This window comes from Leptospira montravelensis, assembly GCF_004770045.1.
Taxonomy (GTDB): Bacteria; Spirochaetota; Leptospiria; order Leptospirales; family Leptospiraceae; genus Leptospira_A; species Leptospira_A montravelensis.
This window is the reverse complement of record NZ_RQFO01000016.1, coordinates 475834-491109: the sequence shown is the minus strand read 5'-3', so window position 1 is coordinate 491109 and position 15276 is coordinate 475834. Positions and strand designations below refer to the sequence as shown.

General features: G+C 38.7%; 14 protein-coding genes. 10 read left to right on the top strand and 4 right to left on the bottom strand.

Annotation, left to right across the window (positions count from 1 at the left end):
• The first annotated feature begins 9 nt into the window (after positions 1–9).
• From flgK to EHQ31_RS12545, 6 genes are all read left to right on the top strand, one after another.
• Positions 10–1923: a flagellar hook-associated protein FlgK gene (gene flgK / locus EHQ31_RS12570; RefSeq protein ID WP_135573208.1), complete on the top strand. Its 1914-nt coding sequence runs from the start codon at positions 10–12 to the stop codon at positions 1921–1923.
• A 5-nt stretch (positions 1924–1928) separates the two neighbouring features.
• Entirely contained in the window at positions 1929–3194 is a 1266-nt protein-coding gene (locus tag EHQ31_RS12565) for a flagellar hook-associated protein 3 (RefSeq protein ID WP_231292547.1), read from the top strand.
• 52 nt (positions 3195–3246) lie between these two features.
• Positions 3247–3708, top strand: coding sequence for a flagellar assembly protein FliW (gene fliW, locus EHQ31_RS12560; RefSeq protein ID WP_208652783.1), 462 nt, complete (start codon positions 3247–3249; stop codon positions 3706–3708).
• A gap of 3 nt (positions 3709–3711) precedes the next feature.
• The gene (gene csrA, locus EHQ31_RS12555) at positions 3712–3951 is read left to right on the top strand and encodes a carbon storage regulator CsrA (RefSeq protein WP_012390131.1); all 240 of its coding nucleotides are present in this window, start codon (positions 3712–3714) and stop codon (positions 3949–3951) included.
• Between the two features lie 61 nt (positions 3952–4012).
• A complete protein-coding gene (locus tag EHQ31_RS12550; RefSeq protein WP_135573212.1) occupies positions 4013–4687 on the top strand; it encodes a lysophospholipid acyltransferase family protein in 675 nt (224 codons plus the stop codon).
• Positions 4684–5088, top strand: a complete 405-nt coding sequence (locus EHQ31_RS12545; RefSeq protein WP_135573214.1) for an OsmC family protein — start codon at positions 4684–4686, stop codon at positions 5086–5088. Before EHQ31_RS12550 ends, EHQ31_RS12545 begins: the two co-directional genes overlap by 4 nt.
• 10 nt (positions 5089–5098) lie before the next feature.
• Here EHQ31_RS12545 and EHQ31_RS12540 read toward each other — a convergent pair whose 3' ends face one another.
• From EHQ31_RS12540 to EHQ31_RS12530, 3 genes are read right to left on the bottom strand one after another with little or no spacing between them, the layout of a single operon-like run.
• Positions 5099–5926: a metallophosphoesterase gene (locus tag EHQ31_RS12540; protein ID WP_135573216.1), complete on the bottom strand. Its 828-nt coding sequence runs from the start codon at positions 5924–5926 to the stop codon at positions 5099–5101.
• A gap of 19 nt (positions 5927–5945) precedes the next feature.
• The gene (locus tag EHQ31_RS12535) at positions 5946–8180 is read right to left on the bottom strand and encodes an alpha-glucosidase (RefSeq protein ID WP_135573218.1); all 2235 of its coding nucleotides are present in this window, start codon (positions 8178–8180) and stop codon (positions 5946–5948) included.
• Between the two features lie 59 nt (positions 8181–8239).
• Positions 8240–9088 carry a sulfurtransferase gene (locus tag EHQ31_RS12530; protein WP_135573220.1) on the bottom strand — a complete coding sequence of 283 codons (849 nt, stop codon included), beginning with the start codon at positions 9086–9088 and terminating at the stop codon, positions 8240–8242.
• A 172-nt stretch (positions 9089–9260) separates the two neighbouring features.
• On the opposite strand from EHQ31_RS12530, the gene EHQ31_RS12525 reads away from it, so the two are divergent.
• From EHQ31_RS12525 to EHQ31_RS12510, 4 genes are all read left to right on the top strand, one after another.
• Positions 9261–10130 carry an LIC11113 family protein gene (locus EHQ31_RS12525; protein WP_167481662.1) on the top strand — a complete coding sequence of 290 codons (870 nt, stop codon included), beginning with the start codon at positions 9261–9263 and terminating at the stop codon, positions 10128–10130.
• A complete protein-coding gene (locus EHQ31_RS12520; protein ID WP_135573222.1) occupies positions 10123–11580 on the top strand; it encodes a S1C family serine protease in 1458 nt (485 codons plus the stop codon). Before EHQ31_RS12525 ends, EHQ31_RS12520 begins: the two co-directional genes overlap by 8 nt.
• The gene (locus EHQ31_RS12515; protein WP_135573224.1) at positions 11567–12931 is read left to right on the top strand and encodes a PDZ domain-containing protein; all 1365 of its coding nucleotides are present in this window, start codon (positions 11567–11569) and stop codon (positions 12929–12931) included. Before EHQ31_RS12520 ends, EHQ31_RS12515 begins: the two co-directional genes overlap by 14 nt.
• Positions 12932–12994: 63 nt before the next feature.
• Complete coding sequence (locus tag EHQ31_RS12510) at positions 12995–13891, top strand: ATP-binding protein (protein ID WP_135573226.1); 897 nt, start codon at positions 12995–12997, stop codon at positions 13889–13891.
• On the opposite strand, the gene EHQ31_RS12505 is transcribed toward EHQ31_RS12510, so the two are convergent.
• Complete coding sequence (locus EHQ31_RS12505) at positions 13888–15234, bottom strand: hypothetical protein (RefSeq protein ID WP_135573228.1); 1347 nt, start codon at positions 15232–15234, stop codon at positions 13888–13890. The genes EHQ31_RS12510 and EHQ31_RS12505 overlap by 4 nt on opposite strands.
• Positions 15235–15276 lie beyond the last annotated feature (42 nt).

Genomic DNA, 15276 nt, shown 5'->3' with positions numbered 1-15276 from the left:
GAGAATCGTATGGGATCAACATTCCAAGGAATTGAAATAGGGAAACGAGGACTTTCGGTCCACCAACAAGCGATCCAAACCACAGGTCATAACATATCCAATGCGGATAACAAACATTATGCGCGCCAACGTGTCGTCATGAATAGTATGGATCCTCTGTATGAACCTGCGTTCAACCGAGCAGAGGTTCCAGGTCAAATTGGACAAGGGGTCAAAGTTTCCGAAATCGAAAGAGTTCGGGATAATTTCATTGATGACCGTATCATTGATTCTTCTTCTCTCAAAGAATATTGGGGAAAAAAGAATGATTATTTATACCAAGTAGAAACTGTTTTTAATGAACCAACAGGAACGACACTCCGTTCCATGATGGATCAGTTTTGGTCTTCTTGGGAAGATCTTTCTAACTATCCGGAAGAAACTGCACATAGAGCTGTGGTCCAAGAAAAAGCGGAAGCCCTTGGATCCCGAATGGAAGATGTGTATCGCAAACTTTCTCTCTTACGGGACCAGTCCAATCGTGAAATCGAATCCAAAGTAAACCATTTGAATACTGTGGCAGAGAATATCAAATCTCTGAACGAAAAAATCACAAAATCACAAGCATTAGGTGATAATCCCAATGACCTTTTGGACAGAAGGGATGAACTTTTACAAGAACTAGCAGGGATGGCAGACATAACCATTGGCCGCAGTGATGAAGACGAACTCATGGTTTTTATTGGCCAACAGATCCTTGTCCAAGGACAAAAGGTTCATAAAATCGATTTGGTGGGAAATCCCAATAACGATGGCCTTCTGGATTTAAAATGGTCAGAGACTGGTGATACAGTTTTACTTCGTAAGGGAAGCATCCAAGCTCTCTACGAAATCAGAGACCGTATCCTTGTCGAAAAAATCAATGCGGTGGATGCCCTTGCCATCAATGCGATGGATGTCATCAACGAAATTCATAAAGATGGATTTGGTTTGAATGGAAAAACCAATCTAAACTTTTTTGAAAATAGAGCTCTTGCCACCAATACCTTCGGTGAAATTGATACCGATGGGGATGGACTAAACGATAAAACCGCAGTGTTTCGCGTGACTGGTCGCACATCACTTGATGCGGATCGTCCGATTGGAATTTCCGGAACTATGCGTTTTCTAAAAGCAAGTCCTGGTGGGGAAACAGAGGTTCTTGTTCCTTATTCCAAAGATGATACATTAAACGCAGTCATCAAACGAATCAATCGTTCAGAAACTGGTGTAGTGGCTTACATGTCGCATGACAACCAGTTGGCGCTAAAAGCAACCACGAACCCTCTCGATAAAAAAGAAAACTTTATGATCCGCCACTTAGAAGATTCTGGGGAACTTCTTGTGGGCCTAACTGGAATTCTAACGGCAACGGGAGTGGCTGGATCTTTTGATTACCGAAAAGTAGGTGAGATCAATAAGTTCCAAGCCAATGCTCAGGACATCACTCTGACTCCGATGTATCATCCTTCTTCTTTCTTTAAAATGTCTGAAGATGTGAGAAACAACCCGGCAAACATTGCTGCCGCTCGAGGTAAGGATGTCAATGGATCTGGTGATTACAATTCACCTAACGGTCAGAAAGACGGATCCAATGCCCTTCTCATTGCAGCGGCCCTCCGTGAAAAACCGGTGATGTTTGATTATTCCAAAACAACGGATGATTTTTATAACTCACTCATCTCTAGACTAGGAACAGAAGCACGAGAAGCAAAACAAGAGTATACCACTCAAAATGAACTGATGGTGGAACTAGAAAACATGCGTCAGTCAGTGATGGGTGTGAACTTGGATGAGGAGATGGCCAATATGGTTCAGTTCCAACAATCTTATAATGCTTCCGCAAGAATGATTTCCACACTCAATGAGATGTTGGATCTCGTCATCAATAGGTTAGGTGTATAATCATGATCAGAATTACTAACATGATGCAAAACAATTCCTTGGTGCGAAACTTAAACCGTCACCAAGTGGCGATGGACGAAACCCAAACCCAACTAGGAACCGGATTAAAAATTCGCAAACCATCCGATGATCCGGGTGCGGCCACAAACCAAATGTACTTTCGATCCCGACTGAATGAACTTTCCCAATACGAAGAAAACATTGGGGATGGATACCAAAGGTTACAACAGATTGATGGTGTCCTCGATAAAATGGGAGAAATTTTCCAAAGGGCTCGTGTCCTTACAGTTCAGGCCGGAAACGGGATATACCAAGGGGACAAGGGATTTGAATTGGAAGTGGCGATCGGTAAAGAGATCGACCAACATTTACGTGCCATTGTGGATCTTGCCAATGCTCGTGATGCAACCGGACAACCTTTGTTTGGTGGTCATGTCATCGAAAGACCTCCCTTTGAACCAATTGAATCCAAAATTAAAGGTCTGCAAGGCCTAGAACTCAAAAACCAATACGTGGGTGTAGAGTATCGCGGTGATATCGGAGAACAGCTCCGTGAAATCGAAAAAGGCGAATACATTCCCATCACCATTCCTGGTAACAAAGTTTTTTGGGGAACCAACGTCAGTGTCACTTCCAAAGTAGATAACTCTGCTTACCAAGCCACTTCCGACCAAAAGTTTAAAATTGATGGAGTGGAGATTCATATCTCTGTGGGTGATACCATTGATGATGTGATTGATAAAATCAATAACTCACCACTAGAAGTCAAAGCAAGTAAACTTGCCCAAGATAACATTTCTATTTCTTCCACGGCACCTCACCAAATTTGGCTAGAGGATGTGGATGGAGGGACTGTACTTCGTGACATTGGACTCATTGAACCTAGTGCCAGCGAACCACCGAATAACTTTTCTAAGTCGGCAACAGTCACTGGACTCTCAGTATTTGATGTTCTCATCCAATTACGAAACGACTTAATCCAAAAAGACCAAGAACGAATTGGTGGAAGGGATTTAGGTGATTTGGATTTAGCTTTGGAAAATATCCTACGCCACCGTTCGACCATTGGTGCACGTATGAATCGTTTGGAACAACATGAAGAACGTGTTTCTTACGATAAAATGTATATGACAGAACTTCTAGCTAAAAATGAAGGAATTGATTTTCCAGAAACGATTATGAATATGAAATGGTTAGAAACAATTCATAGTTATGCGCTAAATGTCGGTTCTAAAATTATTAAACCAACTCTTATGGATTTCCTTCGGTAATGGAAACTAAATGACGGTTATATTAGAAAGAATAGAAAGTACAGGAACTAGAATGTCGGTAACGATTCACACAAAACCTTTCGGAACCATCCAAGTGGACGCAAAACAAATCTTAAAATTCCCACAAGGGTTACTTGGATTTGATGAATTTGATGAGTACGCTCTCATTGAAGAAAGTCCTGAAAGTCCTTTCAAATGGTTACAATCCACAAAGGAATCGGGACTTGCGTTTATTGTCATCCAACCAGAACTGTTTATGAATGATTATAAACCAGCTGTTTCAGATGAAGAATTACATGACATTGGACTTAACTCTTGGAAAGAAGGAATCATTTTTTTAATTGTTACCATTCCTCATGACAATCCCAAAGGAATGACTGCGAACTTACAAGGTCCTATCATTCTGAACGGTAAAGAAGGAAAGGGAAAACAATGTATTTCTCGGGATGAAAATCATCCTATTCGAAAAAACATCATCGAATCTATGGAAGAGATGTCTTCCGAAAAGGTATAATCCGTGTTAGTTCTTGCAAGGAGGAGTAACCAGTCCATAATGATCGGTGATGATATCGAAATTGTGATTGTCGATATCAAAGGTGACCAAGTGAAGATTGGTGTCAAAGCTCCCAAAAATGTTTCTGTACACCGGGCGGAAGTATACAAAGAAATTCAGGAAGAAAACAAAAAAGCTGCGGGAACCAATATCAAACCAGAAGATCTGGGTAAACTTGGTGATTTGTTCAAAAAGAAAACTTAACTTGATCTTTCTTTAGAATCACTTTTCCCTGGAATTTAATCTCTAGGGAGAGATTTTCGATTTGAAACGTAGATTTTTAGTCTGGTTGTTACCACTCATTGCCGTTTGGTTCCAACGTTTGATTGGCCTCACTTCCAGGTTTCGTTTTTTGACAAACGAACGATACGAAGAATTATTCAAAAACAAAAAACCTTTTATCTATTCGATTTGGCATACGAACGTTTTGTACTCACCGTATTTGCACCGAGGAAAAAACGTAGCCGTTCTCATTTCTGAATCGAAAGACGGAGACTACATCAACCAAGTGGTCCATAGATTTGGAAACACAAGCATTCGCGGTAGCAGTTCCAAAGGAGGATCCAAAGCTTTAAAGGCGATGATCCAACATTTAAAAAAAGGATTACCTGCAGCCTTTACCCCCGATGGTCCCAGAGGACCGGCTTTGGTCCTCCAACCTGGGATCATTGCTGCAGCGCAAGTCACACAAGTTCCCATCATTCCTTTTCACTATGAATGTAGTCGTCAGTGGATCCTAGAAAAAGCTTGGGACAAACATAGAGTTCCAAAACCTTTCACTACTTTTGTTGTTTCTTATGGGGAACCGATTTCTGTTCCCAGAGAATTGAATGAAGAAGAATTTGAACAGATGCGTCTAAAAGTAGAAGAGGCTATGTTAAACAATCGTAACCGTGCGATTGCGGAAGCAGAACGAATTCGCAAAGGAGAATCCAAATGACAGCAGTATTTGAAGATAAGGTGGTTGTTTCGACAGCCAAAACAAAATACGAAACAAAAATTTCAGCAGGAAAACATAATTGGATCGCCGATGAACCGAAAGACAAAGAAGGAACCGACCTTGGACCTATGCCCACGGAGTTACTTGCTTCTTCTTTGGGAGCTTGTACTTCCATTACGGTCAGAATGTATGCCGATCGAAAAGAGTATCCTTTGGATTCGGTAGAAGTTCATGTAACGATTGATAAACGATCTGCAGAAGATCATAAATTCACAAGAGTTGTAATTCTTACTGGAAATCTAAGCACTGAACAACGAGATAGATTACTTTCTGTGGCAAACGTTTGTCCCGTACATAAAATACTCTCTGGAAAAATTGAAATAGAGACCACTCTAGGTTAGAGAAGGATCACTAAACCCAAATTGGAATCACAGTAGCAGAACCACCATCCCATTCGATCTTCGTATGGAAGTGTTTTCCTTCTTGGATTCTGGGGACTTTGGCTCCGTTTACATAGAAAGTTCCGCCTGTGTATTCGTGAGTCTCTCGTTCTCTTTTTTTGCTAATAGAGTGATGCATATGGCCTGAGAGAACCAAAGGGACTTTTTTCCCAATGGATTTGGCATATTGAATGGCCTCTGTAAGATCTAAATCTCCCCAATCCCCTCCTTCTTTTTTAAACTCAGCACCATAAATGGAATTTTTGGCAGCACCTAACCCAAAAGGCCCGTTATGCGAAAGAAAGAATAAATTTTTCTCCTTGGTTCCATCGATCAGTCTTTTGTACTTTTCGATCGAAGTTTCCATATTGGAAACCATATAGGTCTTTTTCATATAAGGGGCGAAACTAAGTCCGCCACCCATTGCATGGGGACGACCTACAATTAGACTTAGGTCCAGCTCCTTAGACAAAATTAGTGAACTGTAACCAAGTAAGCTGATTGGTTTTATCAAGTTAGAAATTTTTTTCATCCTTCTAGTTTGGCCCATTTGTCCTGAATGGATGAGAAGTTTGGATTGTATCACTTCTCCAATGATGGATGTTAAACTCATACCGTCCCAGTTTCCGGGTATCATATACGCACGTTTTGTGAGACCTTGGAAGGAAAGTTTTCCTAGTTTGGGATTGCCACGAAGGTCTCCTGTAAAAAACAAACAATCGTAATCCGATGCATTGAAATAATCAATATCCAGTTTGTTCCAATACCCGTGGATGTCTCCAATCAGTGCAAATTTCATTTGGGTTTTTCCTCCGCTTTTAGTCTTTGTTCCGAATGGAACTGATCGAAGAACGGATGAGGGTTTCCGATTTTCCACCTATACGAATGAATGCGGGAGGTTTACCTATTGGTGCAGGAACTTGGATTTTTCTGTATCCATCGTATGTGGTCCCAGTCCATATATGTAACCATTTTCCACGAGGCAGGTAAACTTCCTGAACAATTTCTCCGCTTTCAACGACCGGAGCCACAAGAAGGTCATCGCCTAAAAAAAACTGGTATTTGTAATTTAACAAATTTTTGTCTTCGGGTTCGACAAGGAAATTGTGTCTGACAACAGGAATACCTGTTTGGGATGCTTCTTCCACCAAACTTTGGATATATGGTTTGAGTGCAAAATGGATTTTTGCAATTTTTGCAAAAAGAGAAACCGTGTCTTCGTCTCCCAGAGACCTGGTCCCATCTGGTTTTATATACGTATATACCTGCCAATTTTTGAGAGGTCTATTTCCTTCATGGGTACGGAAAACTGGAGTGAAGGCAGAGGCCTCTGCCCATCGTAAAAGAAGTTCTTTCGATCTATGGTAGTTTCGGAGTGGATTGGAAATGGTAGTGTAACCACCAATATCACTGTGATTTAACGCATAACCGCTGATCCCTGAACTAGTTAGTCCTATGATGGAAGAAGGAAGCCCATCATTGGTTCCGAAACTTACCATTTGGTCTCCTTCCCAAAAGAGAGTGGAATAAGCATTGGAATAACTGTATCCGGCTCTTGTGAAAAATACAATTTTTCCTTCCATACCCGCTTCTTTAATAGCTTCCCGATTGATTCTTGCCCAATCTACCGGATAACGGTTGTGATAGATTTTAGCATCGATTCCAGAATATAGTTTGGCATCATAAGGCAACCACTCTCCAAAATCGGCCATCCAACCAGAAAGACCCATTCCAATCATATTCTTTTTGATGAGATCCTTTGTCCAACGAACGGCCGCAGGATTAGTTAAGTCAATGAGGTATGCGGGAAACCCTACAGTTTGGATGAGATAGTCTTCGCCTTTGGAATTTTTGACCAAGTATCCTTTGGATTTTGCTTCCGTTAAGAGTGGATTTGTAAAATCATCTCCTGGTTTTTTTGGATCGGTGTCTGCAAGGAAAGAGTTGATATAACCTAATACCTGTACGTTTTGATCATTCATTGATTTTACAAATTTTTTAAAGTCGGGATAAAGATTTTCGTCCGCATACCAACGCCATTTGAGTTGGTCTCCAAAATTGGTGACACGGCGCCCACACCAGTCTTGGATCCAAAGTGCTGTCACAGGATTTCCGGCATCTTTCGCTTGTTTGACGATAGTCGAAACTTTTTCTGTTCCACCTTGGACACCAAGCCAAGTGCCGTAGGCCCAATCGGGAAGTTTTGGAAATCTACCTGTTTTTTTGGTATAAACTTCAATGAGAGATTTGGAAGAGGTTCCAATCCAAATAGTTCCGGTTAATGATTTTTCTGATTGGAAATCCCAAAACTCCACTTTGATTTTTTTGGTGTCACTAAAATTAAAATTCGCATAACCGCTGTTTTCAAAAAATACAGAACGGTTTTCGGAAGTGATGTAGTGAGGGATCGGAGCATAAGTTGTATAAGCATTTCCACCGGCACCAGCCATGATGTTGGCGCCTGCAGTGATGGGTTGGTCACCCCTGCCAATACCTTGTTCTTCGGTAAATAAAAAGGGCGTTTTTCCTTTGAGTTCATCAAAAGTAAACTGTTCTCCTAACCCAAAGATTTTTTCATCTTTGGAAGAACCGTAATGGAACTGGATTCTGTTTAAACTGGGATCGGAAAGTTGGATTTTGAATTCAATTTCAGTATCGGATTTTGTATGGAATTGAATTTGATAATCAGTGGAACAATCTTTACCAGTTAACTTCCCTTTGATGGTGATTTTTCCAGGATCTTTTTTGATTTCGTCTATGGATTGTTTGTCGCAAGTTTTTTCTAGGCTTTCTTTAAATTGGAAAGATGCCATTCTGTATTTGGATATTGTTTCCTTCGTAGAAGATTTAAGGAATGGTTCTTCTAGAGAAAGTTTGATAAAGTCTTTTGAGAGAGATTGGTTTCTTAAAGTGAATTCATTTGTCGATTGAATCCATTGTACTTTTTGTGTGAGGGAATATGATTCTTCCGAATGAGGAAAATTAGAAATGATGCGGGAAGCACATTCCAAAAAGAACAATGATAGAGATAAGGAAATCAAACGAAGTGCCATCGACCCCTCCAGGAGCAGAGATTAGTGGATCGATGGTTTGAGGATTCGTAAATACTTTTTTAAACTTTCTTGCGATCGACTCCACCAACACGAGGTGCCGCAGCCGCCCCTTGTTTTGCACCAAAAACAGCCACAGCTTGTTTTGGTAGGCTAGATTTTCTCCATTCAAACCAAGACCCTTGGTAAGTAGTGACATCAATATAACCTGCTTCCCTGAGCATAAGAGCGAGTAAACAAGAGCGAGCCCCATTGTAATCGTAAATCACAGTAGGACGTTCTGGCATAAACGGAAATCCATTTAGGCGTTTTTTAAAAAGGGAACGTTCGATGAGATTTGCTTCTCCATCGTATAAGTTTCTCCAATCCCATAAAAATGCCCCAGGCAAACGTCCACAAAGAGTTCCTTCTTCTGGAGCTGTGAGGCGTGGCAATCGGCCTTCGTATTCGTCCATAGTTCTTGCATCAAAGATTTGGAGTTTGGTAAGATTTCTTTCCATAAAGGCCTTGTCGACAACACCTTCAATGGGTTTTACTTTGTCAGCAATGGGAGGTTCAATTTTCTGTTCCCCTTTTGCTTTTTTGCCTTCGACTGGCCATTTTTGACCAAGGACATAAGCGTCCTTAATTCCCATCCCACGCAGTAAATACACCATACGCGTAGAAAACATTCCCATTCCTTCATCAAAGACAATGATGCGTGTTTTTTTGGATTTTTGAAATTCTTGTACTACGGCCATCATCGGTCCGTACAATTTCTTTTGTGATTCTGGATCAGATCCGAATGCTTTTTTGATAAATGGATAGTAATAAGCACCTTCTAATGTTTCTTCTTCATATGCTGATTGGGAACGACAATCTATGAGGAAGTCACCAGGTTCTATTTCGGTTTTAAGAAAGTTCCAGTTCAAAAAAGTATTCTCCTATTTCTTACATTACTTTTCCCCCCCATGAATTTTTGAAAGTCTGAAAACCAAAAAAAAAGTTCACCTTAGGTTTGCGACATAATGAGAAAAGAAATCAATTGGATGTCGGTTGATTCTATGGGGTCGATCAGCCGATAATTACAACAATTGGTAATCCATGATTAAGCAGTCATACATACACTTAGGATTGATTTTGTTATTTTTTGTCTCAGGAGTCAGTTTTGCGGACCGCACAAAGACAAATGTATCACTCCAAACACTTGCCGAAGAAGTGAGCGCTTGGAAAGAGAGAAAACCATCCCTAGTGATCAGAAAACAAATCCAATCCAAACAGAAATTTCTCTTGGATGATGGAAATTGCCGATTAGAACCTGCATCCCGAATTTCTTCGGTCACATACTTTCGATTCAGTTGTCAGAAGGCAGAGGAACCAATGGTGATTCAATTTCAATCCAATCAGAAAAAAAAATTGGATCCTGGAACATTTCGATTAAGAGCTGTTCAGCGAATTGGAAACAAACAGTATTTAGAAATAGAAACAGGCTTAGTTGCTTTAGATACAAAACCACTGGCACGCTTGAATACGGATGATACCGAATTGGATTACCCTTCTAAAAAACAAATACCTGTAGTTACCGAAGGAAAACAATCAGGTCCATCCTATCAACCGATACAAAATCCGAATTTATTTTATTTTAAATCCATCTCTCAAAATCCAAAAAGAAGAAAAGAAGTTCCCGCGAATATTGAAGTTTTTTTTGATTCTACTTGTCCCTTAGAATACATTGAAAAAGATGAAAGTTTCTATTGGGACCAAACGGTTTCTTATGTATTTCGAATTACATGCATTCGTGATTCCGCTTATAGTTTGATCCGTGTGCCATCCTCCTCTTCTGGGAATTTAATTTCATCAAATACGATATGGAAAGATCCGAAACCTGGTGATCGAGTTTTAGGAAGTGCTGTCTTAAAAAAAATCACAGAAACTCAAACCTTTTGGGAGAAAGTCGTTTTGTATTATGAATAAATTATTAAAACTCTCCATTCTATTTTTTCTTTTGCACCAATCAATATTTGCTCAAGCAGAACCAGAGCCAGCTGTAGATTCTATTTTCCGTTCTGTGGTTCTCATTCGCAACGAAGGTTTTAATACTGAAAATAAAACCCAACCTTGGATGAAAAAAAATCTATCGACTGGATTTGGATCGGGGCTTGTTTTACCAAACCAAACCATTTTGACAAATGCCCATGTTGTCCGTGATGCCAAAAGAATTCTTGTTAAAAGTAGTTTTACTAAAAAAGAATATTTAGCAGATGTTAAATATATTGGTTACGATTGTGACTTAGCTTTGTTGCAAGTGTCAGATCCTGATTTTTCGGAACAAACCACTACACTTTCCCTTTTAGAAGGGATTCCCAATTTAGGCTCAGATGTACTACTATTGGGTTTTCCCAATGGGAATGACAGTTTATCGGTAGAAAAAGGTTCGATCCTTCGTCTTGAAAAAAATCGATACACCTACTCAGGGTTAGACTATCGAAACGTATTAAAAATTAATGCCAACATCCAACCTGGAAATTCTGGTGGGCCGGCCGTTCAAAATGGCAAAGTAGTTGGACTTGTATTTCAAATTAGTACTTTGGAACCAGGAATTGCTTATTTGATTTCAAATGATATCATACGTCATTTTTTAGAAGATATTGCCGATGGGAAGTATGATGGATTTCCAAATATCGGGTTTACTTTTCAAAATGGAAATCCTAAAAGTTTGAAACAAGCAATGAAGGTTCCAGCAAATCAAACGGGAATCTTTGTAAACCGGATTTATCCTTCTTCGACATTCTCAAAAGTATTAAAAGAGAAGGATTTTGTAGTCGCATTAGATAATTTAACGATCACAAACGATGGAGAAATTTCTGAGTCCGATAAAAAAGAATTCATCATTGATTGGATCGAAAACAAACAAATGAATTCAAAAGTGGCCGTGAGTTTTTACCGAGCAGGAAAAAAATATGATGCCGAAGTGAATCTTCAAAAAAACTACGCTTTGGATTTATACAGAGATTCCACCGAAGATTATTTTTTGCAGGCTGGATTTGTGTTTCAACCAATCACAAGATCCTTTTTTCATTCTGAAGATGGGGACTTAGATAGCTCTTTAAAATACCATTATAGTTATTTTATTCAAGATTTGTTATATAGATACACTGTCAGAGATATTGTTTTGAGTTATACATTTAATGATCCTGAAACTTCTAAATTTAAGAAGTATAAATACAAAGTAGTAGAATCGATCAATGGACGAGTTCCAAAAGACTTAAATGAATTTAAAACGATTTGGAAAAATGAAAAAAAAGGTTTTATCGTCCTCAGGTTTCGAGGGATGGATTTACCCATTGTGCTTAGGCCCGAGTCTGTTTACCAAATGAACCAACGTGTAAAAAAAAGATATGGTGCAAGTTATGAAGAGTTTTAAATATATTATTTTAATTTTTGTAAGTATTGTCACCTTATTACCGCTTGGTGCAGAAGAATTTGAAGACAAACGAGTCGTTGAATCAAGAATTACCTTCCAAAAGACAAGTCATCAAAACCCTTGGCTTGTTGGGGAACCATTTTCTCGTAAATTAAATTTGATTTATGTAGGGAAAGGTCTTTTTTTTGGAGTCACTTTACCCAAACAAAATCCCGTATTTGCAGAATTTGAATCTTTTGATTATTCAGTTCCTAAACTGGGAATAAAATCTTACGACGAAGAAACGGGATTTATACTTTTAGAAACTAATGGAATCTCAAAATTTCCAAATCCAGTTGTTTTGGATCTAAAATCTTCCAATAAACATTGTCCAACGGGAAAGTCTCGTTATGTATTTTTACCTTTTTCAAAAACCCCTATCAAAGTATTTTTATTAGATAAAAAAAAATCGGAAGAAGCCGAATTTTTCTTCAAAAATCAAGTGTTATGTGGTGTAACAATTGCGGATTTTTTGATTCCAGCAGAGTATGTAGAAACTTTCTATAGAACCAATGGAAAACCTTTCCCACATCCGGGTTTGGTTTTTGATGTTAATTTAACTCCATCAGAACGTGAATATTATTCAAAAAATATAAACAATCCACTTTTGGTAACAGAAGTTATACCTGGTGTTGGCCCAGCATATAATTTGTTTCCAGGTGATTTGATTACGGAAATCAATTCGACTCCTCTTACTAAAATCGATGATTGGGATAGAGCAGATAAGGTTTATGATTTTATCTTACGAAAACCTAACGGCTCTTTACGTGAATTAGGTGAAACTGTGAATTTAAAACTTCATAGAAATTTCCAAAACCAATCTGTAAGTTATGATTTGAGAGCTTATGATTCTAATGATTTTTTAATTCCAGAAGAAGCTAAAAAAAGAAAACCCCTGTATTTGATAGTAGGTGGTTTTTTCTTTACTGAACTTACAAATGCGTATTTGAAAGAATTTGGCACAGAATACCGCGTTAAGTCAGAAAAAAAACTAGTATATCTTTCCGACTATTACCAAAAGAAAGTTCACCCTGTTCGTGAAAAGATTGTGATCCTAAGTCGTGTTTTCCCCCTAGAAGGGAACCTAGGATACCAGGAATTTCAGGATTTGGTTTTAGAAAAGGTAAATGGAACCAGGGTCACATCACTCAGCCAGTTAAAAAATCTTCTACAATCGGAGGAGGCCACCTACTACGCGTTTGAGCTTTCCGGCGGAAAAATTGCATTTTTCTCTCGCAAAGAGATTTTGGACCTCCAACAAGAGTTACAATCGACATATAAATTGGGTCGTTCTTACAACTTAGAAGACTAAAATCTAAAAATAGATTTACAATTGTTATAGATTGGAGTTCTCTTTACTCTAAGACTCCGAGCTATGAAAATCCTTTTTGTTGATGACGAAGATACCATCCGCGAATTGTTCTGGGAATACTTCAAAGATGAATTTAACGTAACTATGGCCTCCGATGGACTTGAGGCATTAGCGATCACCAACCAAAACACCTTTGATCTTATTATTTCTGATATCAGCTTACCAAAATTAAATGGAATTCAATTCATTCAAAAGCTGAGAGCTGATGGAAACCAAACCCCTTTTTTAGTAATCACCGGCGATAGTGACATCCAAATTGCCATAGATGTTTTTAGGATGGGTGCCGTTGATTTTTTTCTAAAGCCATTTCGAATGGAAGCTCTTCGTTCTCGAATCAAAAAATTCGAAAACGCCGATATTGATTTAACCCTTCTATTTAATAGCGGTGAAATCATACAGTTCAGTTCTGATTGTAAAATTAAACTTAGACCTCAGATAAAAAAATTAAATTCCTATATTGCATTTATTGTAAAACAAATATTAAATTCTCCGCTCGCAACTCATGAAGATTTGATATCAATCAAAATTGTATTGTATGAATTATTAGCAAATGCAATTGAACATGGTGTCGCTGGTGTAAGTTATGCTGAAAAACAAGAATGTTTGGAAGCCAATGAGGATTATTTTAAGTTAGTGGATTCACGTTGTGCAGAAAATAATTCTTCCGTTTTTGTGGAAATATCAATGGATGATGTGGGAGTAACAATTGTAATCCGAGACGAAGGGAATGGGTTTGCAGTTAACCAGATTCCTAATCCTATTGTCAACCCTGCAGCAAATCTTGTCAGCGGACGAGGCATTTTTCTTGCAAAGATGAATATTGATTCTATTGTTTATAACGAAAAAGGTAACGAGGTTCGATTTTTTAAAACTTGGTATAAACTCATGCAAACGAATTAAAACTTCATTCCTAAAGAAACGTAAAATCTTAAATATTCTTTTTTTGGTTCTTCTTCAGTAAATGGTTCTGTGATCAAAACACGAGTTTTGCGAGGATCCATGACAGTATAAGAAGCGCTCATTTGTGCAAATAAGTTACCAAAATCATTCGACAAAAAACTAAGTTTTCCTATCACTTCATTACCTTTTCCTAGAGCAGAGTCCGATCTGTTTAAAAAAAGATCAGTTCGAAAAAATGAATACCAGTCCCAGCCCATTTGGATTCCATAAATCCGGTTTCCTTTATTTTCATAGTTGGGATTTTCTCGTGTCGGAACATCTCGAAACTGGGGAGGATTTATTGTGTCCAAAGTTTGGTAAAGCAAAAAGGAGGAATAACCTCCAAGTACTCTTGGTTCTGCAAAGTTGGACGCATAACCATCGCTATTTGAATCTAATCGATCTTTTTTATCTTTTTTGGTAACAAGACCGGCAAAGGATAAACTAAATTTTTCCCCTTTAGAGTTTAATGATAAATATCCTAAATAGGAATTGGTTGCGATTTGTTTTTCGGACCAAGGATTTGTTGAGGATTTTGATTCGCCGAGAAGTCGAATTCCTGCTAAATCTAAAACCCAAGTATCTAAAAATTTTTTAGATTGGAATTCCATTCCGCTGTAGGAATAACGCCCAGAAATTCTTTGGCCTGAAAGAATTTGTCCATTGGTATTATGGTTGGGATCAGTGTATATATAATGAAAAAAGCGTAATTCTTCCCAAAAGAATGTTTTTTCGGAAATGATATGACCTCCATAAATCTCTCTACGGTATCCACTCCAGGGTGGTCCGAACCAATTTTCTAATTCAGGTTTTGCATTTAATTGAATTCCTGTTATGCGAATGTTGGATGCAAATGAAATGGATGCCGAACCGTAATTGGACATTCCAACAAAGAAAAAACCATAACTGTCTAGTCTATTGAAACCACGGCCAACTTCAAATGTCAATTGGACTGATGAGATATCCTTTGATAGAAGTGCTGTGAATTCAGAATCGTATACGGTTCGATTTTCTTTACCGATCACTCTTTCTTCAGATACTGCTACACGAGGGGCGATGAGGATTCCTAAATTCCAACCTTGACCTGCGTAATAAAAAAGACTCGGAGTAGTTAAAATACCATATCCGTAGTAACGATTGGCTTTTTCGGCATCTAATCCTCCCTTTTGGGAAAAGAATCTACCACCGCTTATGAGCTTTGTTTTCAGACCAAATCCCTTGTCCTCCGGCCGAGAGGGAATCGTTTGGATTCTCTCTTTCACAACCACTCGTCCAAAATTGCGATTGGCCCGATCATCATCCATGACCGAGTCGGAATACGACTGTGCTAAAAGACTGGAAAAAAA